Source organism: Vibrio rubrogenes, assembly GCF_059641415.1.
Window position 1 is genome coordinate 81,196 of sequence record NZ_JCARSY010000005.1, and the last position, 24,623, is coordinate 105,818.

General features: G+C 45.0%; 23 protein-coding genes, 1 riboswitch and 1 other annotated feature. Of the genes, 14 read left to right on the top strand and 9 right to left on the bottom strand.

Going from position 1 to position 24,623, the window contains the following annotated elements:
• Nucleotides 1-88: 88 nt before the first annotated feature.
• The 3 genes from purB to mnmA all read right to left on the bottom strand — a co-directional run bounded on the left by purB (nt 89) and on the right by mnmA (nt 3,294).
• Entirely contained in the window at nt 89-1,459 is a 1,371-nt protein-coding gene (purB, locus tag AC55NX_RS05695) for an adenylosuccinate lyase (protein WP_059120995.1), read from the bottom strand.
• A 70-nt stretch (nt 1,460-1,529) separates the two neighbouring features.
• Nucleotides 1,530-2,147: a high frequency lysogenization protein HflD gene (gene hflD, locus AC55NX_RS05700; RefSeq protein ID WP_496994864.1), complete on the bottom strand. Its 618-nt coding sequence runs from the start codon at nt 2,145-2,147 to the stop codon at nt 1,530-1,532.
• Nucleotides 2,148-2,163: 16 nt separating this feature from the next.
• Complete coding sequence (mnmA, locus tag AC55NX_RS05705; protein WP_496994865.1) at nt 2,164-3,294, bottom strand: tRNA 2-thiouridine(34) synthase MnmA; 1,131 nt, start codon at nt 3,292-3,294, stop codon at nt 2,164-2,166.
• Between the two features lie 650 nt (nt 3,295-3,944).
• Between mnmA and AC55NX_RS05710 the strand changes: the two genes are divergently transcribed.
• Nucleotides 3,945-5,249 carry an inosine/guanosine kinase gene (locus AC55NX_RS05710; RefSeq protein ID WP_496994866.1) on the top strand — a complete coding sequence of 435 codons (1,305 nt, stop codon included), beginning with the start codon at nt 3,945-3,947 and terminating at the stop codon, nt 5,247-5,249.
• Between the two features lie 143 nt (nt 5,250-5,392).
• On the opposite strand, the gene AC55NX_RS05715 is transcribed toward AC55NX_RS05710, so the two are convergent.
• The gene (locus AC55NX_RS05715; RefSeq protein ID WP_496994867.1) at nt 5,393-5,794 is read right to left on the bottom strand and encodes an H-NS family histone-like protein; all 402 of its coding nucleotides are present in this window, start codon (nt 5,792-5,794) and stop codon (nt 5,393-5,395) included.
• 351 nt (nt 5,795-6,145) lie between these two features.
• Nucleotides 6,146-6,330: riboswitch (Lysine riboswitch) on the top strand.
• Nucleotides 6,331-6,448: 118 nt separating this feature from the next.
• Between AC55NX_RS05715 and AC55NX_RS05720 the strand changes: the two genes are divergently transcribed.
• The 9 genes from AC55NX_RS05720 (at nt 6,449) to hisIE (ending at nt 15,553) form a co-directional block, all read left to right on the top strand.
• Complete coding sequence (locus AC55NX_RS05720) at nt 6,449-8,029, top strand: Na+/H+ antiporter NhaC family protein (RefSeq protein WP_496994868.1); 1,581 nt, start codon at nt 6,449-6,451, stop codon at nt 8,027-8,029.
• 190 nt (nt 8,030-8,219) lie between these two features.
• Nucleotides 8,220-8,346 (top strand) — a sequence feature (His leader region).
• 82 nt (nt 8,347-8,428) lie between these two features.
• A complete protein-coding gene (gene hisG, locus AC55NX_RS05725; RefSeq protein WP_496994869.1) occupies nt 8,429-9,328 on the top strand; it encodes an ATP phosphoribosyltransferase in 900 nt (299 codons plus the stop codon).
• Nucleotides 9,329-9,333: 5 nt separating this feature from the next.
• A complete protein-coding gene (hisD, locus tag AC55NX_RS05730) occupies nt 9,334-10,632 on the top strand; it encodes a histidinol dehydrogenase (protein WP_496994870.1) in 1,299 nt (432 codons plus the stop codon).
• Complete coding sequence (gene hisC / locus AC55NX_RS05735; protein ID WP_496994871.1) at nt 10,632-11,672, top strand: histidinol-phosphate transaminase; 1,041 nt, start codon at nt 10,632-10,634, stop codon at nt 11,670-11,672. Before hisD ends, hisC begins: the two co-directional genes overlap by 1 nt.
• 49 nt (nt 11,673-11,721) lie before the next feature.
• On the top strand, nt 11,722-12,795 hold the full coding sequence (hisB, locus tag AC55NX_RS05740) for a bifunctional histidinol-phosphatase/imidazoleglycerol-phosphate dehydratase HisB (protein WP_496994872.1): 1,074 nt from the start codon (nt 11,722-11,724) through the stop codon (nt 12,793-12,795).
• Nucleotides 12,795-13,409: an imidazole glycerol phosphate synthase subunit HisH gene (gene hisH / locus AC55NX_RS05745; protein WP_496994873.1), complete on the top strand. Its 615-nt coding sequence runs from the start codon at nt 12,795-12,797 to the stop codon at nt 13,407-13,409. The genes hisB and hisH overlap by 1 nt, the downstream gene beginning before the upstream one ends.
• Nucleotides 13,410-13,431: 22 nt before the next feature.
• Complete coding sequence (gene hisA, locus AC55NX_RS05750) at nt 13,432-14,169, top strand: 1-(5-phosphoribosyl)-5-[(5-phosphoribosylamino)methylideneamino]imidazole-4-carboxamide isomerase (protein ID WP_496994874.1); 738 nt, start codon at nt 13,432-13,434, stop codon at nt 14,167-14,169.
• Entirely contained in the window at nt 14,151-14,924 is a 774-nt protein-coding gene (gene hisF, locus AC55NX_RS05755) for an imidazole glycerol phosphate synthase subunit HisF (protein WP_496994875.1), read from the top strand. Before hisA ends, hisF begins: the two co-directional genes overlap by 19 nt.
• Nucleotides 14,921-15,553, top strand: coding sequence for a bifunctional phosphoribosyl-AMP cyclohydrolase/phosphoribosyl-ATP diphosphatase HisIE (hisIE, locus tag AC55NX_RS05760; protein WP_496994876.1), 633 nt, complete (start codon nt 14,921-14,923; stop codon nt 15,551-15,553). Before hisF ends, hisIE begins: the two co-directional genes overlap by 4 nt.
• Before the next feature lie 30 nt (nt 15,554-15,583).
• Here the strand turns inward: hisIE and AC55NX_RS05765 are convergent, their stop codons facing one another.
• Entirely contained in the window at nt 15,584-16,267 is a 684-nt protein-coding gene (locus AC55NX_RS05765; RefSeq protein ID WP_496994877.1) for a pseudouridine synthase, read from the bottom strand.
• Between the two features lie 428 nt (nt 16,268-16,695).
• Here AC55NX_RS05765 and AC55NX_RS05770 point away from each other — a divergent pair, with 428 nt between their 5' ends.
• Nucleotides 16,696-18,921: an NADP-dependent isocitrate dehydrogenase gene (locus AC55NX_RS05770; protein ID WP_496994878.1), complete on the top strand. Its 2,226-nt coding sequence runs from the start codon at nt 16,696-16,698 to the stop codon at nt 18,919-18,921.
• A 124-nt stretch (nt 18,922-19,045) separates the two neighbouring features.
• On the opposite strand, the gene cspD is transcribed toward AC55NX_RS05770, so the two are convergent.
• Entirely contained in the window at nt 19,046-19,267 is a 222-nt protein-coding gene (cspD, locus tag AC55NX_RS05775) for a cold shock domain-containing protein CspD (RefSeq protein WP_059120979.1), read from the bottom strand.
• 450 nt (nt 19,268-19,717) lie between these two features.
• Between cspD and clpS the strand changes: the two genes are divergently transcribed.
• Nucleotides 19,718-20,038, top strand: a complete 321-nt coding sequence (gene clpS, locus AC55NX_RS05780; RefSeq protein WP_059120978.1) for an ATP-dependent Clp protease adapter ClpS — start codon at nt 19,718-19,720, stop codon at nt 20,036-20,038.
• A 40-nt stretch (nt 20,039-20,078) separates the two neighbouring features.
• Nucleotides 20,079-22,346 carry an ATP-dependent Clp protease ATP-binding subunit ClpA gene (clpA, locus tag AC55NX_RS05785; protein WP_496994879.1) on the top strand — a complete coding sequence of 756 codons (2,268 nt, stop codon included), beginning with the start codon at nt 20,079-20,081 and terminating at the stop codon, nt 22,344-22,346.
• 71 nt (nt 22,347-22,417) lie between these two features.
• Here clpA and infA read toward each other — a convergent pair whose 3' ends face one another.
• The 3 genes from infA to aat all read right to left on the bottom strand — a co-directional run bounded on the left by infA (nt 22,418) and on the right by aat (nt 24,131).
• Nucleotides 22,418-22,636, bottom strand: a complete 219-nt coding sequence (gene infA, locus AC55NX_RS05790) for a translation initiation factor IF-1 (protein ID WP_001040192.1) — start codon at nt 22,634-22,636, stop codon at nt 22,418-22,420.
• A gap of 79 nt (nt 22,637-22,715) precedes the next feature.
• Complete coding sequence (locus AC55NX_RS05795) at nt 22,716-23,402, bottom strand: arginyltransferase (RefSeq protein WP_496994880.1); 687 nt, start codon at nt 23,400-23,402, stop codon at nt 22,716-22,718.
• Nucleotides 23,403-23,411: 9 nt separating this feature from the next.
• The gene (aat, locus tag AC55NX_RS05800) at nt 23,412-24,131 is read right to left on the bottom strand and encodes a leucyl/phenylalanyl-tRNA--protein transferase (RefSeq protein ID WP_496994881.1); all 720 of its coding nucleotides are present in this window, start codon (nt 24,129-24,131) and stop codon (nt 23,412-23,414) included.
• Nucleotides 24,132-24,159: 28 nt separating this feature from the next.
• Here aat and AC55NX_RS05805 point away from each other — a divergent pair, with 28 nt between their 5' ends.
• Entirely contained in the window at nt 24,160-24,615 is a 456-nt protein-coding gene (locus AC55NX_RS05805) for an outer membrane lipoprotein (RefSeq protein ID WP_496994882.1), read from the top strand.
• Nucleotides 24,616-24,623 lie beyond the last annotated feature (8 nt).

Below are 24,623 nucleotides of genomic sequence, written 5' to 3' on the forward strand. Positions count from 1 at the left end.
AGGGCGAGATTTTCTTCGACCTTCAATTCAAACGTAAAAAAGGCTTCCAAACGGAAGCCTTTTTCAAATTCAGAAAGAAGTTAATAACTTAGAGCTTATCTGTGAGTTCGATAGCCTGACCGATATAACTTGCTGGCGTCATCTGTTTCAGACGTGCTTTTTCTGCTTCAGGAATGTCGAGCCCCTCAATAAACTGGCGCATTGCTTGTCCGTCAACGCGTTTGCCGCGAGTCAGTTCTTTCAGTTTTTCATAAGGTTTTTCAATACCGTAGCGACGCATAACAGTCTGGACAGGTTCAGCGAGAACTTCCCAGTTTTGGTCTAACTCGGCCAGCAATGCTTCACGATTGAGTTCAAGTTTGCTGATACCTTTCAATGTTGAACCATACGCAATCACCGCATAGCCGACACCCACACCGAGATTACGCAGGACGGTTGAGTCGGTTAGGTCACGCTGCCAGCGTGAAATTGGTAGTTTTTGTGCCAAATGCGTGAATACGGCATTGGCTAATCCAAGGTTACCTTCTGAGTTTTCAAAATCAATTGGGTTCACTTTGTGTGGCATCGTCGAAGAACCAATTTCACCCGCGATGGTTTTTTGTTTGAAATGACCCAGAGCAATATAACCCCAGACATCACGATCAAAATCAATCAAGATGGTGTTGAAACGGGCAATCGCATCGAATAGTTCTGCGATATAATCGTGCGGCTCGATCTGCGTTGTATATGGGTTCCATGTAACGCCAAGAGACTCTGTGATGAACGATTCACTGAACTGATGCCAGTCCAATTCAGGGTAAGCCGATAAATGTGCGTTGTAGTTACCCACGGCACCATTAATTTTTGCCAAGATTTCAATATTTGCAATTTGTCGGTACTGACGTTCCATACGATAGGCGACGTTCGCCATCTCTTTGCCCATTGTGCTTGGTGATGCCGGTTGACCATGTGTCCGGGAGAGGAGGGGAATATCGCGGTATTTTTCTGCAAGCACTCGAATTGCATCGATAATTTTGCGAATTTCAGGGAGAATCACGGTCTCTCTGGCTTCTTTCAGCATCAGCGCATGAGATGTGTTGTTGATATCCTCGGAAGTACACGCGAAATGGATAAACTCGCTCACAGCATTCAATTCAGGATGTGCCGATACTTTCTCTTTCAGAAAATACTCAACCGCTTTGACATCATGGTTAGTCGTGCGCTCAATCTCTTTGATTCTTTCTGCATCCGCTTCACTGAAGTTGGCAGCGATCTCATTCAGAATATGATTTGCTTCTTGACTGAAGGCAGGGACTTCTTGAATGCCGGGGGTGTTGGATAGCTTCTGTAACCAACGGATTTCAACGATGGTTCGATACTTTAGGAGGCCATATTCACTAAAGATACTGCGTAACGCAATCGTTTTACTTCCGTAACGGCCATCTACCGGTGAAACAGCAGTCAGTGCTGACAGTTCCATGTTTTTCTCCTGAATATTGATATTGAGTTAGATTTGAGAGTGAATTTAGTTCGCCTGAACGCGAGATATTTTAAATTCGGGCTAAAAGAATTCTAGCCTGTTCGACCATTTTCTTCCGACCAAAAATAAGATGACGGCGTTTACCACCGACTTGACGCCATAAAACTGCGCTTCTGATCCCGGCAAGGAGCAAAGCTCGGACTTTATGTTGATTCGCGGTTTGTTGTAACACGGACGGTGTGCCAGTGACTTGAATTCGTGGCCCGATCGGACTGATGACATCCAGATAGACACTCGCAATATTACTCATCATCTGCTCATCTAGAATTTCAAAATGAGCCGACTGGCGCTCGAGCATTTCGAGGCGATCGCCGAGTTGCGACATAGCATCCCGACGACTGTTCAGTTTACGTTCCAAGGCCATCAGGCTAATAATATAGCGTGTCAGTTCACTACCGGATGGCGTGCTGTCCAGCCCATTCGTCAGGCATTCAAGCCCGACCTTGAGATTTTCTTCGTGTCCGAACACATCAATGGTACTGGCCGGATTCATGTTCAGAATCGCTTTGATTGAAGTTTCAAAGGCGTCAGAATCACAGTAACCGTTTTTCGCAACCTGTTGTACCAGAAATGCTGCCTGACAAATTCCTGCAAAAGCGATTGTGCGGTCATAGTTTGTGTTCGCCACGTAAAACTCCTGAATCTTATAATACAGTGTATGGAATTCGTGTTTCGATGACCCCGCCACCGAGACAGACATCACCGAGATAGAATACAGCGGACTGTCCTGGTGTCACAGCGATTTGAGGCTCATCAAAAATGACTTTCAGTTTATCATTATCGGCTGGGATGATGGTACATGGGATATCCGTTTGACGATAGCGAGTTTTCACGGTGCATTGAAACGGACTTTCCGGTACGAGACGATCCACCCAGTGTAGTTGTGAGGCAACCAATCCTTCTGATTTTAACAGCGGATGATCGGAACCCTGTACTGCAATCAGCACATTGCGTTGTAAATCTTTTTCGGCCACATACCAAGGCTGTTCACTACTCTCTTTGAGCCCACCGATATGGAGACCTTTGCGTTGCCCCAGCGTATGGTACATCAACCCTTGATGCTCACCGATGACCTTACCTTCAGGGGTTTCTATTTTACCCGGTTGAGCAGGAAGATAACGCGACAAGAAATCGGTAAATTTTCTTTCTCCGATAAAGCAGATACCTGTGGAATCTTTCTTCTTCGCGGTAATCAAACCTTGTTCTTCAGCGATCTGACGGACTTGTGGTTTTTCCAGCTCACCGACCGGAAACAGGCTTTTGGCAATCTGTTCATGGCTTAAGGTGTAGAGGAAGTAACTCTGGTCTTTATTGTTGTCTAAGCCTCTTAACATTTGCGGTTTGTCATGACCTGACGGGAATGTCCGACGGACATAATGTCCCATGGCAATGTAGTCGGCATCCAGAATCTCTTCAGCAAATTCTAAAAAGGCTTTGAACTTGATTTCTTTGTTACACAAAATATCGGGATTCGGTGTTCTTCCTGCCTTATATTCAGCAAGAAAATATTCAAATACATTATCCCAGTATTCAGCAGCAAAATTGATCGTATGAAGATAAATACCTAACTTATCGCAAACAGCCTGAGCATCAGCCAGATCTTCGGCTGCTGTACAGTATTCTTCGTTATCATCTTCTTCCCAATTTTTCATGAACAGACCTTCAACTTGATAGCCCTGTTGCTGGAGAAGAAAAGCTGAAACGGATGAATCAACCCCGCCAGACATGCCGACGATAACTTTTTTCTGTGCGTTTGCTTCTCGGTTTTCTAACATCTCTCAATACCACTTGTTCTGTTGAGGCTGCTGATTCTATCAGAAAGAATGTGACGGTTACAGCTTCATCTGGAGCAGTCATCTTGAGGGATTGAGGTCAATCTGAACTGGATGTATTTCACTCAGAATCGAACCATTGCATTGGACGAATTGCACTCGGATATGACAGGAAAGTTATCAGTATTCGATAAAAATAAATGGGACAGAGATATTGATATACAAAATGTGATTTTTTTTGTAAGAATTTTTGTCGTTATGATATGAGTCGATATTCTTAGTTATAAAAAAGCAGTTACGAAACAGTAGTTACAAAATACATAAAAAACAGTCATCGAATGAGTCCAAAATATATGTAATTGTTATAAAAATAGTTGTTTAGAACGGGCATGATTTTTTTGTTATTCAATATGCATTGATGATTTATTTGTCAAGTTTGTCTTGGGCTAGAAATACTGAAAAATTTGGAACGGATATAATGGTTTTATAAAATTAATTTTTATTGCATCCATATTCACGCGCTAGATTTCATATGTTGCTGTTAAGCATATCTTAATTTTTGATTTGAAATCGATTACTGTTGTTCGAGCCATTGCCGGAGACTATATTGGCGGCTAAACTTACGCAGTCTTTTAATTCACGATAATTTACATATGAAGTTTCCCGGCCAGCGTAAGTCAAAACATTATTTTCCTGTCGATGAACGAGATTTGCTCATTTTACGGAGCTCCCAACGAAAAACTTCTCCCCAGACTCATGTTATTGGTATTGACCAAGTAATTGTTGATATTGAAGCGATCGTCGATGAGGATCTAATTCAACGGTATGGGTTAAGTCTTGGGCATTCTTTAGTTATTCAGGATGAAACCGCAGAGTTACTTTATTCTGAATTGGTTGAAAAGCATCTGATGACTAATGAGTATGCTGGTGGCACAATCGGTAATACTTTGCATAACTATTCTGTATTGGCTGATGACCGTTCTATCTTATTAGGCGTCATGTGCAAGAATATTGGGATCGGTAGTTATGGTTATCGTTATTTGTGTAATACGTCCAGCCGGGTAGATTTGAACCATTTACAGGGGATTGATGGTGCTATTGGACGTTGCTTTACATTGATTACTTCAAGTGGCGAACGAACTTTTGCTATTAGCGAAGGTCAAATGAATCAACTCCGGGCAGAAAGTATTCCGGAGCATATTTTTCAATCGGCTTCTGCTTTGGTTTTAACGGCATATTTAATTCGTTGTCAACCGGGTGATCCGATGCCCCAAGCAACGATGAAGGCGATAGAATATGCGAAAAAATATCATGTTCCGGTGGTATTAACGCTGGGGACAAAACATGTCATTGAACAGGATCCAGCTTTTTGGCAAGACTTTTTGAAGCAGAACGTTACGGTAGTTGCGATGAATGAAGATGAAGGACACGCTTTAACCGGAGAAACCGATCCGTTGATGGCTGCAAATAAGGCTCTTGAATGGGTAGATTTGGTATTGTGTACAGCAGGACCGCTCGGTTTATTTATGGCTGGATATACAGAAGATGACGCTAAACGCCAAACCAGTTTGCCTTTATTGCCGGGCAGTATTCCTGAATTTAACCGTTACGAATTTAGCCGGCCGATGATGAAGCAGTGTTGCACTCATCCGATCCGAGTGTACTCACACATTGCGCCTTATATGGGGGGGCCTGAAGTGATTAAAAACACCAATGGTGCCGGTGATGCCGCATTATCTGCTTTATTACATGACATGGCGGCAAATAGATATCATAAAATGAATGTACCGAATTCAATTAAGCATCAATATGATTCTATTACTTATTCATCGTTCTCCCAAGTCTGTAAGTATTCTAATAGAGCAAGCTATGAAGTTTTAAGTCAACATTCACCAAGATTATCAAAAGGCTTACCGGAAAAAGAAGATAGTTTGGAAGAAGCATATTGGGAACGATAACAAAAAGAATTCAGCGCGGGAAAAGCGGGTAAAATGTTTCGCAAAGAATAATTGGTTTCGTACAAAGGTTCATATAATTATCCTGAGTAAGAGACAATAAAAAAGGCTCCATGAGGAGCCTTTTATTTTTTACGTTTCTGGAATTAGATCGCAAAATCATCCAGAGACTTGCCTTCATCAAGGGCTTTTTGAATTACTGATGGTGTACGACCTTGACCTGTCCAGGTTTTTTCTGCACCGTTTTCATCGATATATTTATATTTCGCTGGGCGTGGTGCACGTTTACCTTTTGTCTTACCTTCGGTGGAAAGTGCAGAAATTAACGCGTCTACATCGATACCATCTTGTGCAATTTGTTCAGCAATTTGAGCTAGCTTTTCTTCTTGCTTTTCTCTTTCTGCCCGTTCTTTTTCTTCTGATTCTCGACGTTCTTCAACGACAGAGGTCAGTTTTTCTAAAGCTTCTTCTAACTGAACGAGTGTTAAATTACGTGCATAAGCGCGTAAGCTACGAATATTCAGTAGAGTTTTAGTTAGTTCCGACATTTTGTTATTCCCACAACTTTATTTAAACACAACGGAATAATAAACGCAGATATTTATTATGACAACATTAGCGAACTAATAATATATAAAAAAACTGGCAGAATCGTAAATTATTGTAAATGCTTGTGTCAAATTATCATTAATTACGATGAATATCATATATGAGCTTGATTTGTTAACTTGAGTTATTCATTGAGATTAATACGAAGCCTATTGCTTGACTGAGCTTTTTGATTTAAAGCAAAGATAAACCTATTGCAAATGGTTCCGGTATTTGTACAATGGGCGCGTTCTAATTCGGTCATCAACATATACTGCCGTTACTCTGTCGAAGTAGTGGTGAATTGTTCTAGTCCGTGTAGAGGTGCAATTAAGATAAGTAAATCAGGGTAGGGTGATGCCTATGACCTTGGTTGAAAGGCTTTTTTGCCGAAGTGAACGTGTTTATCAGAGGCCGTTTGCTGGGGTTGTTCCCGAATAGGGGCAACACTGCCATAGTCTATTTATTTGTATAACTATGGAGCGCTACTGTAGGACTGGGTGAAACTAGATGGTTTTTCACTTAGTTCATCTTTGAATGACGCAGACAGGTTATTCATATAATTACAATGCAGTAGGTCTCTTACCATATTTAATCATTGGTTATTGAAGATCATGACATTAGTTGATTTTTCCTCCTCCTTAATATCTCTTTTTCCACCGATTGTTGCGCTGGGTATGGCGATCCTGACCAGACGCGTGCTGCTTTCTTTAGGCGTTGGCATCTTGTTAGGTGCTTGCCTGTTGAACGATTATTCTTTGTTTTCTTCATTTGATTACATTCAAGGCAAAGTTTATGCACTGGTGATTGAAGATGGCGCAATTAACAGTTGGAACATGAGCATTATCGGTTTTCTCCTCCTGCTAGGGATGATGACTGCAATATTGACGCTTTCCGGTGGTACACGGGCATTTGCATTGTGGGCCGATAAAAAAGTGAAGGGCAATAAAGGTGCTCAGTTGCTTGCTGCTTTTTTGGGTGTTTTCATTTTTGTCGATGACTATTTTAACAGTCTGGCGGTTGGCTCGATTTCCCGCCCGGTGACTGACCGGTTTGGTGTTTCACGCGCAAAACTCGCGTATATTCTTGATTCAACTGCGGCACCTATGTGTATCATCATGCCCGCTTCCAGCTGGGGCGCGTATATTATGACCATTATCGGTGGTATTTTAGTTTCCCACGGTATGACAGAATACACGCCGTTAAATGCATATGTTGAGTTAATTCCGATGAATTTCTACGCCATTTTTGCTTTATTAATGGTGTTTGCGATGATCGTTTTTCAATTGGATATCGGTCCGATGAAGCATCACGAACATCGTGTTGCATCCGGAATCGGGCGCAATGATCAGGCCGCAGAACTCAAAGAGGAGCTCGATATTCAAGAAAGTGAATCAGGACGAGTGCGTGACTTAATTGTGCCGATAGTGGCATTGGTGATTGCTACCGTCGCTGCAATGCTCTTTACCGGTTGGCAGTCGCTGACGGCTGCAGGTGAAACATTTAGTATTTTAGGGGCGTTTGAAAATACGAATGTGGGAATGTCTTTGATTGACGGTGGTTTAGTCGGACTATTGATGGCGCTGTTTTCGGTATTGAGACAACGAATGCCACCGGTTACCATCTTGAAAACGCTGCTAATCGGTATGAAGTCAATGTTCGGGGCTATCTTAGTGCTGTTTTTCGCCTGGACGATTGGTGCGGTGATTAAAGATATGCAGACCGGGCTTTATCTCTCGTCGATGGCTCAAGGTAACATTCCGGTACACTGGTTGCCGGCTATTCTGTTTGTGTTGTCGGGGCTTATGGCATTCGCGACCGGTACATCGTGGGGAACGTTTGGCATCATGTTACCGATTGCCGGGGATATTGCTGGCGCAACCGAACTGGCGCTGATGATGCCAATGTTAGCGGCGGTACTTGCAGGCTCCGTCTTTGGTGATCACTGTTCTCCGATTTCTGACACAACAATCTTGTCGTCTACCGGGGCGCGGTGTAACCATATTGATCATGTTTCGACACAGCTTCCTTATGCTCTGTTAGTGGCGTTTATCTCGCTGATTGGTTATATCGTTTTAGGGCTGAGTGATTCCGTTAGCTTGTCGCTGCTGGTTACATTTGCTGTGTTTGCTATTATCTGTTTTGGTTTCCGTATTCGACAGCAATCCCAAGATCGGCTTTCTGAGCATGCCTGATGATGACTCAGTTTTATCGGGTACGATTTGTCTTATGAAGATTATTTGCATAAAAAGTCAAAAGAGGGGTTGCAAAACCCCTCAAGCTTGTATAGTGTGAAGAAAACTTGATAGGCAAGTTAAAGATTTTTCCAAGTATGCGCAGTTTTATTATGAGAAGCTTTATGAAAAACAGTTTCGTTATGAACATTCACCACCATCATCATCCCTAAGTTATCTTTCGGGAGATGAGCGCATACCCGGGAGATAAGATTCTCCCGGTGGTGAAATGAAAAAATTCAATCAACCCTCGGGAGTAATTCCGAGGGTTTTTTTATATGCTTTACATTAAGAAACAGCTGACATTCAAAAGCTGAATGGATACTGAAAAGAACAACAATGATTGACAAGGAATTATTTATGCAAGCACAACAACGCCTGAGAATTGCAGTCCAAAAGAAAGGTCGCCTGAGCAAGGAATGTATGGCACTCCTGAAGCAGTGTGGTGTGAAGTTTAATGTGATGGGGGAACGTTTGGTCGTTCACTCACTGAATATGCCGATTGATTTACTGTTAGTCCGTGATGACGATATCCCGGGATTGATTATGGACGGGGTCGTGGATTTGGGGTTTGTCGGTGAAAACGTACTTGAAGAAGTCCGTTTGGATCGTCTGGCGCTAAATGAACCGAATGAATTCGTTTCTTTAAGACGTCTGGAGTTCGGTGGGTGTCGTTTGTCGATTGCGATTGATAAAGATAAGAGTTACAACGGCCCACAAGATTTGAATGGGATGAGAATTGCGACAACGTATCCTCATCTGCTAAAAGCTTATATGGATCGTCAGGATATTCCTTTTACCACGTGTATGTTGACAGGCTCGGTTGAAGTTGCCCCCAGAGCAGGACTTGCTGATGCAATTGCTGATTTAGTTTCAACCGGTGCAACACTGGAAGCCAATGGCCTGAAAGAAGTCGAAGTGATTTTCCAGTCTAAAGCGACGCTGATTCAGCGCCGTGGTGATTTTGCCGCGGATAAGGTTGCTTTAATCGATAAGCTACTGACTCGGATGCACGGTGTTCAGCAGGCGAAAGAGTCGAAATATATTATGCTCCATGCCCCCGTGGATAAACTGGCAGAAATTAAGCAATTACTGCCCGGAGCGGAAGATCCGACGGTATTACCACTGTCAGCCGACAAATCAAAAGTTGCGGTGCATCTGGTGAGTTCAGAGAACCTGTTCTGGGAAACAATGGAACATTTGAAAGCCTTGGGGGCCAGCTCGATTCTGGTTCTGCCGATTGAAAAAATGATGGAGTGATCATAATGAGAACGGTTGTATGGCAATCTTTAAACAAAGACCAGCAAGCTTCGATTCTGGAGCGTCCAGCGATCATTGAAGGTGCAAGTGTCACGGCTGCTGTCGCTGCGGTGATTGAACAAGTTCGCCAGAATGGTGATCAGGCGCTCCGAGAGCTGACTGAGAAATTCGATCATGTGATCCCTGAGAATATTCGAGTCTCAGCAGAGGAAATTCAAGCTGCTTCAGCGCGTCTTTCCGAAGAGATGAAACAGGCACTTGATCAGGCTTACACGAATATTACCAAATTTCATAAAGCACAAATTCCCCAGCCGATTCAAGTTGAAACGATGCCCGGGGTGGTTTGTGAACAGATAACACGTTCGATTAATACCGTCGGTTTATATATCCCGGGCGGGAGTGCGCCGCTTCCTTCAACGGTTTTGATGTTAGGCGTACCGGCTCGAATTGCGGGTTGCCGGAAAGTCGTTTTGTGTTCTCCGCCACCGATTGCCGACGAAATTCTCTATGTCGCCAAATTGTGTCAGATTGATGAAGTTTATAATGTCGGAGGCGGACAGGCGATTGCAGCGATGGCTTATGGCACAGAATCTGTTGCCAAAGTCGATAAGATTTTTGGGCCGGGCAATGCTTATGTGACGGAAGCCAAACGTCAGGTGAGTAACGATTTTCGTGGTGCAGCGATCGATATGCCCGCCGGTCCTTCTGAAGTCATGGTCATTGCCGATGAGACCGCTGACCCAGAGTTTATTGCCGCCGACTTACTCAGTCAGGCCGAGCATGGCCCCGATTCTCAAGTTGTTCTTGTGACACCATCACCGATTATTGCTGATCAGGTTACTGATGCGGTGAAGTCTCAACTCAGCGTTCTTTCCCGCGCGGCGACGGCCGAAAAAGCACTGGCATCGAGTCTGGTGATTATTTCCGAATCGATGACACAGGCAGTTTCGATTTCTAATATCTATGGCCCGGAACATTTGATCGTGCAGACGAAAAATCCGCGAGAATTACTGCCATTACTCGACAATGCCGGCTCAATCTTTTTAGGCCGCTGGTCTCCGGAATCTGCCGGTGATTATGCATCCGGAACCAATCACGTTTTACCGACCTATGGCTACACCAGAACTTATTCCAGCCTTGGGTTGGCTGACTTTAGTAAGCGCATGACGGTTCAGGAGCTTTCAGCCGATGGGTTGCGTCAACTGGCACCGACAGTGGTGACAATGGCTGAAGCCGAAGGATTGGATGCGCACAAACGCGCTGTGACGCTTCGTATTGAAAAATTAAATAAGGCGGAATCGTAATGAAAAAACTGGCCAGACAACAGGTTCAACAATTAACCCCTTATCTTTCTGCCCGACGCATCGGCGGTAGTGGGGATGTGTGGCTCAATGCCAACGAATCGCCTTTTGATAATACCTATCAACTGAATTTGTCCGGATTGAATCGTTATCCTTCCTGTCAGCCGGAAGGGATGCTCTCTGCTTATGCCGCTTATGCCGGTGTTCAACCGGAGCAAGTTTTGACGACGCGGGGCGCAGATGAAGGCATTGAGCTGGTCATTCGTGCTTTTTGTGAGCCGGGTGAAGATGCGATTCTTTACTGCCCGCCCACCTACGGCATGTATGCCATCAGTGCTGAGACGATTGGTGTCGCAAGAAAAGTGGTGCCGCTAACTTCCGACTGGCAACTGGATTTGCCAGCTATCGAAGCTAATTTAGATGGCGTCAAAGTGGTGTTTGTGTGTAGTCCGAATAATCCGACCGGGAATTTAGTCGCTCGGGAAGACATTGTAGCACTGCTGGAGCTGACCAAAGACCGCGCCATTGTGGTGATGGATGAAGCTTATATCGATTTTTGCCCACAGGCTTCGACGGTTGATCTGTTGGAACAGTACGAGCATCTGGCTATTTTGCGCACGTTGTCGAAGGCATTCGCGTTAGCGGGCTTACGTTGCGGATATACACTGGCCAATGCCGAATTAATTCAAGTATTACTCAAAGTCATTGCCCCTTATCCTGTTCCTTATCCGGTTTCTGAAATTGCTCAGCAAGCGCTGTCAGAAAGTGGTTTGGCGCGGATGAAATACCAGACCTTGGAGATTAACGCCAATCGCGCTTACCTTCAGGCAGGGCTCTCTGCTATTCCTGGGGTGACGGTATTCGATGGCTGGGGAAATGGTCTGTTGGTTGAGTTTCCTGATGGTGATGCATTATTTCAAGCCGCATGGGATAACGGGATGATTTTACGCAATTCACCGATTGAAAATTGTGTCCGGATTAGTGCCGGCAGCCGGGAAGAGTGTGAAAAAACCTTAGCGTTTATTCGCCGCTTTTATCAGTAACGAATGGATCAGTAATGGACAGTTTGACCGATAATAAAAGGATGTCTCTGTGAGCAAACAACAAAAGATTTTATTTATTGACCGGGATGGCACGTTAATCGTTGAACCACCGATTGATTTTCAGGTGGATCGCCTCGATAAACTCAAGCTTGAACCAGATGTCATTCCCAGTCTCTTGTCACTCCAGAATGCCGGATATCGTTTGGTGATGGTGACCAACCAAGATGGTCTCGGAACAGAGAGTTATCCCCAAGCTGATTTCGATGCCCCGCACCAAATGATGATGGATATTTTTACCTCACAAGGGGTGATATTCGATGATGTGCTGATCTGTCCGCATTTTGAAGCGGATAATTGTAGCTGTCGTAAGCCTAAACTTGGTTTGGTCAAACCGTATTTACAGGAAGGACGGGTGGATTTTCAGCGTTCCGCAGTGATTGGTGACCGAGCCACCGATTTGCAGCTCGCTGAAAATATGGCAATTCGCGGTATTCAATACAATCCACAGACAATGGGATGGAAGGCGATTGTTAAACAGCTGACTACAGCGCCAAGAACGGCAGAAGTGGTTCGTCGGACTAAAGAAACGGATATCGTCATTACCGTTAATCTCGATGAAGCGGGTAACAATCAAATCGCAACCGGGCTCGGGTTCTTCGATCACATGCTCGATCAGATTGCTACTCATGGTGGATTCAGTCTCTCGGCTCAGGTTCAAGGCGATCTACACATTGATGATCATCATACGGTGGAAGATACCGCACTAGCTTTAGGACAGGCGATCAAAGAAGCGCTGGGAGACAAACGGGGTATTGGTCGTTTTGGTTTTACGCTGCCAATGGATGAGTGTTTGGCACAATGTGCTCTGGATCTGTCCGGCCGTCCTTATTTCAAATTTGACGCCCAGTTCTCTCGTGAGCAAGTCGGTGACTTTTCAACGGAAATGACTTACCACTTCTTCCGCTCGCTGACTGATACACTGGCTTGTACACTGCATCTCTCTTCTGTGGGGGACAATGATCATCATATTATTGAGAGCCTGTTTAAAGTGTTTGGTCGGACACTCCGTCAAGCGATCAAAATAGAAGGCAATGAATTACCCAGCAGTAAAGGAGTTTTGTAATGACGAAGGAAAAAGTTGTCATTATTGATACGGGTTGTGCCAATGTGTCGTCCTTACGGTTTGCTGTCGAACGACTCGGTCATTCGGTCACAATTTCAAAGCAACCGGAAGTGGTGTTAGCCGCGGATAAACTGTTTTTGCCCGGTGTTGGTACAGCGAAAGAAGCGATGAAAAACCTCAGAGAACGAGACTTGGTCGGCTTAGTTAAACAGGTCGAGAAACCTTTGTTAGGTATCTGTCTGGGAATGCAACTACTTGGCACACACTCCGAAGAAAAAGTCATGGATGACAGTGATACTATTATCGAATGTCTCGGTCTCTGTGAAGGCATCGTGAAACGGATGGATAGTGGTGCGTTACCGTTGCCACATATGGGGTGGAATACCGTCACTGCAACGGGCAATCCGCTATTTAAAGGGATTGAACGTGGCCATTATTTCTATTTTGTTCACAGTTATGCGATGCCGGTCGGGGACTACACTATTGCCGAGTGTGATTATGGCCAGCCATTCAGTGCTGCCATTCAGCGCGGCAATTATTACGGGGTTCAGTTCCACCCGGAACGTTCCAGTAAAGCCGGTGCGAAATTGATTCAGAACTTCTTAGAACTCTGAGCAGCAGACAAGGGATATTGTTGTGATTATACCTGCATTAGATTTAATTGATGGTCAGGTTGTCCGCCTGTTTCAAGGGGATTACGGACAAGTGACTGAGTATAAAGTTGACCCGGTTGAGCAGTTCAATCGTTACCATCAGGCTGGTGCTGACTGGTTGCATCTGGTCGATTTGACCGGCGCGAAAGATACATCAGCCCGCCAGTTAGACTTGATTGCCCGTTTACTGGCTGGTACCCCGGCAAACATTCAGATCGGGGGAGGCGTTCGAACCGAGCAAGATATGGTGGATCTGCTTCAGGCCGGAGCACAACGGGTTGTGGTGGGTTCGACAGCTGTCAAGCAGCCTGAATTGGTCAAGACATTGATGCAACAGTACGGCCCGGAAAAAATTGTACTGGCGCTGGATATTAATATTGACGCTAACGGGCAACGTCGGGTGGCAATCTCGGGGTGGCAGGAAGATTCCGGGGCCACGATTGAGTCTTTAATTGAAGATTATCTGACCGTCGGCTTGAAACATGTATTGTGTACCGATATTTCACGTGATGGCACATTGAGTGGTTCGAATGTCGATCTGTACATTGACCTTTGTCGTCAATATCCGCAAATTGCATTTCAGTCTTCCGGGGGAATTGGCTCTCTGGATGATATTCAAGCGTTAAAAGGTTCTGGGGTGGCAGGTGTGATTGTTGGCCGGGCACTATTGGATGGTAAGTTTACCGCAGAGGAGGCATTTGCATGTTGGCAAAGCGAATAATCCCATGTCTTGATGTCAGAGATGGTCAGGTGGTCAAGGGCGTACAGTTTCGTAATCACGAGATTATCGGTGATATCGTGCCTCTGGCACAGCGCTATGCTGAAGAAGGTGCCGATGAGCTGGTCTTTTATGATATTACCGCATCCAGTGATGGCCGCGTGGTGGATAAAAGCTGGGTTCAGCGGGTATCCGAAGTGATCGATATTCCGTTTTGCGTTGCTGGAGGCATTCGAAGCGCTGAAGATGCGGCCCGTATTCTAGAGTTTGGTGCGGATAAGGTGTCGATCAATTCACCTGCTTTAGCCGATCCACAGTTGATTACCACCCTTGCAGATCGATTTGGTGTGCAGTGTATTGTGGTCGGGATCGATTCCTACTTTGATCAGCAAACCGGTCAATATCAGGTGTATCAGTTTACCGGAGATGAGCACCGCACCAAAGCAACTCAATGGCAAACCAAAGATTGGGTACAGGAAGTACAGCGACGCGGTGCCGGTGAGATTGTACTGAATATGATGAATCAGGATGGGGTGCGTCAGGGATATGATATTCAGCAACTGAATATGGTCCGTGAAGTTTGCAATGTGCCCTTGATAGCTTCCGGTGGTGCGGGTGAAATGGTGCATTTTGCTCAGGCATTTTTACAGGCCAATGTTGACGGTGCATTAGCGGCGTCGGTATTCCATAAACAGATCATTGATATTGCTGAACTTAAACAGTATTTAAAATCAGAAGGGATCGAGGTGAGATTATGAGTAGTAGTGAAACACTGGCATCCCTTTCCGAGCGGATTGATTGGGACAAAGTTGAGGGGTTGGTTCCTGCGATCATACAGGATTTTCAGTCAGGTCAGGTGTTGATGATGGGGTATATGAATGACTCTGCACTGGAAAAAACCGTATTGACTGAACAGGTCACGTTTTTTTCGCGGACGAAACAGCGCTTATGGACCAAAGGAGAAACCTCCGGCAATGTGTTACAGCTGAAAAATATTGCACTGGATTGTGACAATGACACGTTGCTGGTTAAAGTCGATCCGGTCGGGCCGACCTGCCACACCGGGACAACCAGTTGTTGGGACTCAGAGCAGCAAGAAGAGTCACAAATGGTGTGGCTTCACCAGCTGGAGCAGCTTTTGGGCGAGCGTAAACAAGCCAATCCCGAATCTTCCTACACTGCCAGTCTGTACGCCCGTGGCACCAAGCGTATTTCGCAAAAAGTGGGCGAAGAAGGCGTTGAAGTCGCGCTTGCAGCGACGTCGGGCGATAAGGCGGAACTAGTCTGCGAGTCTGCCGATCTCATCTATCATCTGTTGGTGTTGTTGCAAGATCAGGGGTTATCGATGAACGATGTCATCAATAAACTCAAAGAGCGTCATCGATAGCCGAATTGCGTTATCAACGAAATTAGCGCCTTAAAAAGCGCTGATTTCTTGCCATTCTCCGGGTTGCAACGATCCTAATGTCATATCACCGATTGAATAACGAATCAGGCGCAGTGTCGGGTAGCCGATATGTGCAGTCATTCGTCGAACCTGACGGTTGCGTCCTTCAATGATTGTGATCGCTAGCCAAGTGGTTGGAATGGCGGCACGAAAGCGGACCGGTGGTGTGCGCGGCCATATCTGAGGTTCAGGAATGATTTCGGCCATTGCAGGAAGTGTCGGGCCATCTTTGAGTGTTACGCCATGTCTGAGTTGCTCAAGATCTGATTCTGCAGGTGCTCCTTCAACCTGTACCCAGTAAGTTTTGGGCGATTTGGACTTCGGTTGTGTCAGCTTAGCCTGCAACTGACCATCATTGGTTAACACCATCAAACCTTCACTATCTCGATCCAATCGGCCTGCGGCATAGATATCCTTGATTGGAATAAAATCAGCCAGTGTTTGGCGACCATCACTGTCTGTAAACTGGCTCAGCGTATCATAGGGTTTATTGAACAAGATGATCTTTCTCTCTTCAGGCATAGACAAGGGACGTGATTTTTTCTGTCCTGAATGCTTGGAATGATGTGGAAAACGCTGAGAAAGTTTTGCGTTTTTTGACCGCTGATTCGTTGAGCGACGCAACGAGGAGGGATTGCGTGACGGGAAAGACATGTTAACTTCCTTGCAAATTTGTAAATGAACTGTATTTCTGAGTTTTCACAATGTTGAGTTTAAGCTATTATTTGCGCGCTCTGATACGATAATGAAGTGTGGATGATAGACTATTTCTTCAGTTTCGTTTAATTATACTCAATCAGCCTGTCATTCGATAGGCCGTAATATACCCGGATTGCTTTTGGTACGATAATGCTCAGCGAATCGTACAGAGTGAACAGAAAAACACCACACGATGCTCCGAAGTCGTTTGGGTATGGCAATCATTCACTCACGAATCCGTATCGGATATTTGCGAAGGGCTTTCGATACGGCATGAGTGATTCATTAAGAGTGGCCTGAACAATCACTCAGGACATCTCAGATATTCACATAACTAACTGCCACAATCACATGGGGTTGTTAAGAACAGATAGGGAAAGTTCATGCCTACAGACAAACCTACTATTATTTATACGATTACGGACGAAGCACCCGCTCTTGCAACTTATTCTTTATTGCCCATTATCAAATCTTTTACCGCATCGTCAGGGATTAACGTTGAAACACGGGATATTTCTCTGGCTGGGCGTATTATCGCTAATTTTCCTGAATGCCTGACTGAAGCACAGCGTATTGGCGATGCTTTAAGTGAACTGGGTGATTTAGCTCAAACGCCGGAAGCCAACATTATCAAGTTACCCAACATTTCAGCGTCGATTCCTCAGTTGAGAGCTGCTATCAAAGAATTACAGGAAAAAGGGTATAACCTGCCGGATTATCCTGCAGAACCAAGCAATGATGCAGAAGCTGCGGTGAAAGCGACATACGACAAGATCAAAGGTAGTGCGGTGAATCCTGTATTGCGTGAAGGTAACTCTGATCGTCGGGCCCCTTTGTCTGTGAAGAATTATGCGAAGAAGAACCCACACTCAATGGGTGCATGGTCAGCCAATTCCAAATCACATGTTGCATCGATGGAAACGCAGGATTTCTTTGGTACTGAAAAGTCTGTGACGATTCAGGGGGACACCGAAGTTTCCATTGAATTTGTTGCCAAAGATGGTCAGACCAAGGTACTGAAAAAGCCATTTGCGCTGCTCGATAAAGAGATTATCGATACCTCGATCATGAGTAAAAAAGCCCTGAATGCATTTTTTGAGCAGGAAATCGAAGCTGCCAAAGCGCAAGATGTTCTGTTCTCTCTGCATATGAAAGCCACCATGATGAAAGTCTCTGACCCGGTGATTTTTGGAGAAGCGGTCAAGGTCTTCTATAAAGACGTTTTTGCTCAATATGGTGAGTTGTTTGAGCAGTTAGGTGTTGATGTCAACAACGGTTTTGGCGATGTTTACGCGAAAATTCAATCATTGCCGGCCGAGCAGAAAGCAGAAATTGAAGCCAGTATTCAGGCTGTTTACCAGAGCCGCCCTGAACTGGCGATGGTTGATTCTGATCGGGGCATCACCAACTTGCATGTGCCGAGTGATGTGATTGTTGATGCGTCGATGCCTGCGATGATTCGCGCTTCCGGACAGATGTGGGGACCGGATGGTCAGCAGAAAGATACCAAAGCTGTGATTCCGGATCGTTGTTATGCCGGTGTTTATCAGACCGTGATTGATTTCTGTAAAGAACACGGTGCGTTTGACCCTTCCACGATGGGCAGTGTACCAAACGTTGGTCTGATGGCTCAGAAAGCGGAAGAATACGGTTCACATGATAAGACATTTGTCATCGATGATGACGGTGTTGTCCGAGTGGTTGACCGTACCGGTCATACATTGTTGGAACAAACGGTTGAAGCCGGTGATATCTTCCGGATGTGCCAGGCTAAAGATGCACCGATCCAAGATTGGGTCAAACTGGCCGTTACTCGTGCACGTTTATCCCAGACACCAGCAATTTTCTGGTTGGATCCAGAGCGTGCTCATGACGCTGAGTTGATTAAGAAAGTTGAGCAATATTTACCGGAACATGATACCTCTGGACTTGATATTAAAATCATGTCGCCAGTAGAAGCGACTCAATACACCCTTGTTCGGATGAAAGACGGTCAGGATACAATTTCTGTGACTGGTAATGTGCTGCGTGATTATCTGACGGATCTATTCCCGATTTTAGAATTGGGCACTTCGGCAAAAATGCTGTCTATCGTTCCGCTGATGAATGGCGGTGGCCTGTTTGAAACGGGTGCCGGCGGTTCAGCACCGAAACATGTACAGCAAGTGCAAAAAGAGAATCACTTACGTTGGGATTCGCTGGGCGAATTTTTGGCATTGGCGGCATCGTTAGAGCATCTCAGCGTGACGATGAACAACAAGAAAGCTCAGATCCTTGCTGATGCGTTGGATAAAGCAACTGGCGTATTCTTGGATGAAAACAAGTCACCTTCACGTAAAGTCGGTGAACTGGATAACCGGGGCAGCCACTATTATCTGGCGAAATATTGGGCTGAGGCACTGGCTGCACAGACCGATGATGCTGATCTTGCCGCTGAATTTGCGCCTATTGCACAACAGTTGTCGGCTGAAGAAGAGAAAATTATTACTGAGTTAAATCAGGTTCAGGGTGTTGCCGGAGATTTAGGCGGATACTACCTGCCTGATTTTAGCAAGGCTGTGCAGGTGATGCGTCCGAGCCAAACGTTGAACGCAATTATTGGCCACTAAACGGGTTGTCTTGTCGGTCAATGGACGCAATCGACCGACAAGCGTAAATAATGAAACCCGCCAAAGGCGGGTTTATTACAACCATGTATAGACATGTTTGGCAGCGACAATGATTACTACTATGCTATTTGGCTTGTTGAGCCTCGATTGGTACAACGGAGCTAGCGTGGAAGCCTTTTGGTCCCTGTTCAATCTCATATGACACATGTTGACCTGCTTTTAAGGTACGATAACCATCCATCTGGATCGTAGAGTAGTGAGCAAAAATATCTCCTTCTCCTCCTTCAGAGCAGATAAAACCAAATCCCTTGGCATTATTGAACCATTTTACTTTACCGGTAGCCATGCTTTACATCCCTCATGCATTTTGTTACTGATGTTGTCGACAAGAAAACGTTACTGTTTTTTACAATTTTGTTTTCACTGCTGTGAGCTTTAATTCAGCGCTGCTGCCAAATTAACCAGTCACTAATTGACCAATTTAAACAATCATTGGTGACAGTCAATAGAAAAAGTGTGTAAACATCGACATCTTTGCAACAAATTGCGTTATTGTTTACATTTCTATAACTACAATAAACAGACATCTGTCGTGAAAAAGTAGTTAGCATCGATATCGTGATTCGAATTAGCAATCTTTTATTTGCAGCGATACAATTGGTGCATTAGTCTCTAAGTATGAGATGTTTTCGCTTCGGCGCTCGGAACTTCATATCAGTTGGCTAACAAACATAGTTCTATTGCTAGAAGCCTAAATAATTAATCTAAATGGAAAACTCTCTGATTCACAACCGTTATGAGTAAAAATTTTGAATGGGTGGCTCCAGACTCAGAATTACTGGAGAAAGAAAAAACAGCAGTGAAGCCCCCATCTATGTATAACGTGATTCTGATGAATGACGACTATACACCGATGGATTTCGTGATTGAGATACTGGAGCGTTTTTTCGCGATGGATATCGATCAAGCGACTCAAGTCATGCTGAAGGTGCATTACGAAGGGAAGGCGATTTGTGGAACATACACTGCTGAGGTTGCTGAGATGAAAGTGACGCAAGTGTCACTCTATTCGAAGAAACATGAACACCCATTGCTTTGTATCATGGAGCGAGCTTAGTACTTGCCGAACAACAAGGTTGTTCCTTAAGGGGGTCCCAATGCTTAACAAAGAACTAGAGTCTAGTTTGAACAATGCTTTTGCCCGAGCCCGGGATAAAAGACATGAGTATATGACTGTCGAGCATCTGTTGCTTGCATTGTTAGAGAATGGAGCAGCGAAAGAAGCATTAATCGCTTGTCGAGCGGATCTGGATGCTTTGCGTTCAGAGTTAGATGTGTTTATCGACAAAACAACACCCCTGATTCCGGAAAGTGACGAAACGCGGGAAACACAGCCAACACTGAGTTTTCAGCGGGTATTGCAACGCGCGGTATTTCACGTTCAGTCTTCCGGACGAAATGAAGTCACTGGCGCGAATGTTCTGGTTGCAATTTTTAGTGAACAAGAATCTCAAGCAGCTTATCTGTTGAAAAAACACGATATTAGCCGTCTGGATATCGTCAATTACATTTCTCATGGTATTACCAAAACTTCAGGATCCAGTGATGAATCAGCCCCCGATTCTTTCGGCTCGGACAGTGCAGAGGATACACCTTCTGAAGAACGGCTCGAAAATTTTGCGAGCAATCTGAACCAGTTAGCGAAAAATGGTCAAATTGACCCATTAATTGGCCGGGACTACGAACTGGAACGAACCGTACAGGTTCTATGTCGTCGCCGTAAGAATAATCCGTTACTGGTTGGTGAAGCCGGCGTCGGTAAAACTGCAATTGCTGAAGGACTTGCCTGGCGAATTGTCGAAGGGCAGGTACCGGAAATCATCAAAGATAGCGTGATCTATTCATTGGATATCGGTTCTCTGCTGGCAGGGACAAAATACCGCGGTGATTTTGAAAAACGCTTCAAAAATATCCTGAAACAGCTGGAAAAAGAAAAAGACGCGATTCTGTTCATTGATGAGATTCATACCATCATTGGTGCCGGTGCTGCGTCGGGCGGACAGGTTGACGCCGCGAATTTAATTAAGCCACTTCTGAGTAGCGGTAAGTTACGCTGCATCGGCTCTACCACTTATCAGGAATACAGTAATATTTTTGAAAAAGAGCGCGCGCTTTCTCGTCGTTTCCAAAAAATTGATATTACGGAGCCATCTTTGGATGACACCACGAAGATTTTGATGGGACTGAAAGCGAAATATGAAGCTCACCATGAAGTGCGCTACACCAATAAAGCGCTTCGGGCTGCGGTCGAATTGTCGGCGAAATATATCAATGAGCGTCACTTACCTGATAAAGCGATTGATGTGATTGATGAGGCTGGAGCAAGAGCACGTTTGATGCCGGCGAGCCGGCGGAAGAAAACTGTCGGTGTTTCGGACATTGAAACTATGGTTGCGAAGATGGCCCGAATTCCGGAGAAATCACTGTCTTCTTCTGATAAGGATGTTTTACAAAGCCTCGATCAGAAAATGAAGATGTTGGTATTCGGTCAGGATACCGCAATTGACGCACTGAGCGAAGCGATCAAATTGTCGCGAGCCGGGTTAGGTGCCGAAAACAAACCTGTCGGCTCATTCCTGTTCGCAGGCCCGACAGGCGTAGGTAAAACCGAAGTGACCATTCAGCTGTCGAAGCTGATGGGAATTGAGCTACTGCGGTTTGATATGTCTGAATATGGTGAACGCCACTCCGTCAGCCGCCTAATCGGTGCTCCTCCGGGTTATGTCGGATACGATCAAGGGGGATTATTGACGGACGCTGTCATTAAACATCCTCATGCAGTGGTATTGCTTGATGAGATTGAGAAAGCGCATCCGGATATCTTCAATCTGTTATTGCAAGTGATGGATAATGGTACCCTGACGGATAACAACGGACGTAAAGCGGACTTTCGTAATGTCATTATGGTCATGACGACTAATGCTGGCGTTGCTGAGACCGTGAAGAAATCGATTGGTTTGATTCAGCAGGATCATAGCCATGATGCCATGTCTGAGATTAAGAAGGTCTTCAGTCCAGAGTTTAGAAACCGTTTAGATAATATTATCTGGTTTAATGCGCTGGATGAGCGTGTCATTCATCAGGTTGTCGATAAGTTCGTGGTTGAATTGCAAGCCCAACTGGATGCTCGCGGGGTGTCGCTGGAGGTTTCTGAAGAAGCAAGAGACTGGCTGGCACTGAAAGGTTACGATAAAGAGATGGGTGCACGTCCGATGGCACGAGTTATTCAGGAAAAACTGAAAAAACCACTGGCAAACGAATTACTGTTCGGTGCTTTAGTGGATGGCGGTACAGTGAAAGTTTCTCTGAAAGATGATGAGCCTGTGTTCGAGTACATCGGGGCAAAAGAAGCCGCAGTGCATTAATTATCGATGAATCGGAGTCATAAAAAACGGAGCATTTTTGCTCCGTTTTCTTTGGCAGACTACTTGAGGGATTAACGGGCGCGGAAGACGATACGGCCTTTAGATAAATCGTAAGGTGTCATTTCAACCGTGACTTTGTCTCCGGTAAGAATACGAATGTAATTCTTACGCATTTTTCCTGAAATATGTGCAGTAACGACGTGACCGTTTTCCAGTTCAACACGGAACATTGTGTTAGGTAATGTATCAAGGACTGTTCCTTGCATCTCAATTACGTCTTCTTTAGCCATTTAATCCTCTTCAAAATGTGGCGAAAAATCCGGCATGTATTTTGCCGTCATCTCTGAAAATAGTAAAGTTGCGCGTATTCTACCCTTGCCAACGTTGATTTACTAGCCTTTGATGCGGTTGAAAGCGTGTTTTATAATTCATTGCCGGACATTCATCGATCTGATAGCCCAGATATAGCCAAGCTTTTTGTTGTTGGTGGCAATATTGAGCCTGCAATAGGACAGCGAGTGTTCCCAGTGAAAGCTTTTCATCAGGGTCATAAAACGTATAGAAAGCACTTGCACTATGAGGTAGGAGATCGGTGACGGCAATCGCAACGAGTCGTTCTGACTTATAAATGTGCAGGTAGACGGTTTTGAGCCAACTACAGGAAGAAAACTGGGCAAAGTCTCCCCGATTGGGAGGATACATAGTGCCATTGCGGTGACGTTGATTGATGTAGCGTTTGTATAGGGAGTACCAGTCTGGATCGAGACTTTCTTTGACTTCCCAGCGAAACTGATTCGACTTATTTAAGAGGCGTTTTTGACTTCTGCTGAGGTGAAATGCGGTGATCGACACTCGAATCGCCTGACAAAGCTGACAGCTATCACAATGAGGTTTATAGATCGTATCACCACTTCTTCTGAATCCGTTGGCGAGTAACATTTCATATTGTGCCGGTGTATGTAGATCGCCATCCATGGCAATGGCGACACGCTCTTGTCGATCCGGTAAATAGCTGCATGGATGGTTATGGCTTAATCCAATTCGTATATTTTGCATAAAATTCGATTAGTCTGCTGATAAGTCCAATGATATCCACTGTGTCGAATAACAGTTGGGATCTATCTCTTTATATTTAAGTTTGGATAATGTTTTTATAAATTGGTCACGTTCAAGCTCTTCAGCGCCCAAAGATGCCAAATGAGGATTCATGACCTGACAATCGATAAGCTGCCCGCCATACCGGGAAAAATGCTGACAGAAGGCCCATAGCCCGATTTTAGATGCATTGGTTTTTAAACTGAACATCGATTCACCGCAAAAGAGCTGCCCGACTTGAATCCCATATAAACCACCAATAATTTCTGCATCCTGCCAGACCTCAATGGAGTGACAGTAGCCTAAGCGAGACAGACGTTGGTAAGCCGATTTCATTTCAGGCGTTAGCCACGTCTCTGAAGGGGAGCGGGTTTTAGCACATAATTCTATAATTCTATCAGTACATTGATTCATACTGATGGCATAGTTCGCTTTTCTCTGAAATTTACGGAGACTTTTGGCTGGTTTAAATGTCTTAGGTGAGATAATCGCTCTTGGTGAAGGACTCCACCACAGAATCGGTTCTCCGGGACTATACCAGGGAAAGATGCCAGAATGGTATGCGGCAAGAAGCCGATTCGGATGGAGATCCCCACCAAAGGCAAGTAACCCGTTTGGTTCGTCCAGTGCTTGATTGAGCGGTGGGAATGAATATTCATCCATGGCCAGCTCTGGGAGATAGATTGTCATATTAATTCAGTTCATCGGAGATCTATTTATGCGCTTGTTAATACTGATCTTATTGGTTTTTCCTCTGATTGCAAATGCTGCTTATGAAAGAAATGTTGCGCGTCCAGTAAATCAGGTGGTTTTGGGGCAGATCGAATCGGTCCGTTATTTTTCTCAGACAGAGGTGGTCCATGCGCGCGAAAATGGCTGGGAAACTTTCATCGGTGCCGTGGCTGGCGGCATCATTGGTCACCAGTTTGGCGGTGGGCACGGTAAGTCATTGGCGACGATTGTTGGTTCGATTGCTGGCGGAGGGATTGCCCGACATCATGCGACTCGCCCTTATCAAAGAGAGGATAAGGCGGTTGAGTTATTGATCAAAGTTGAAGGGGATCGGTATATCGACGTGATTCAGGAGGTTGATCCCAACATGATTTTTACCCGGGATGATCAGGTTCGTATTCTTTACTTCAATGATGGCGTTCGTGTCGATAAAGTCTATTAATCTCAGAA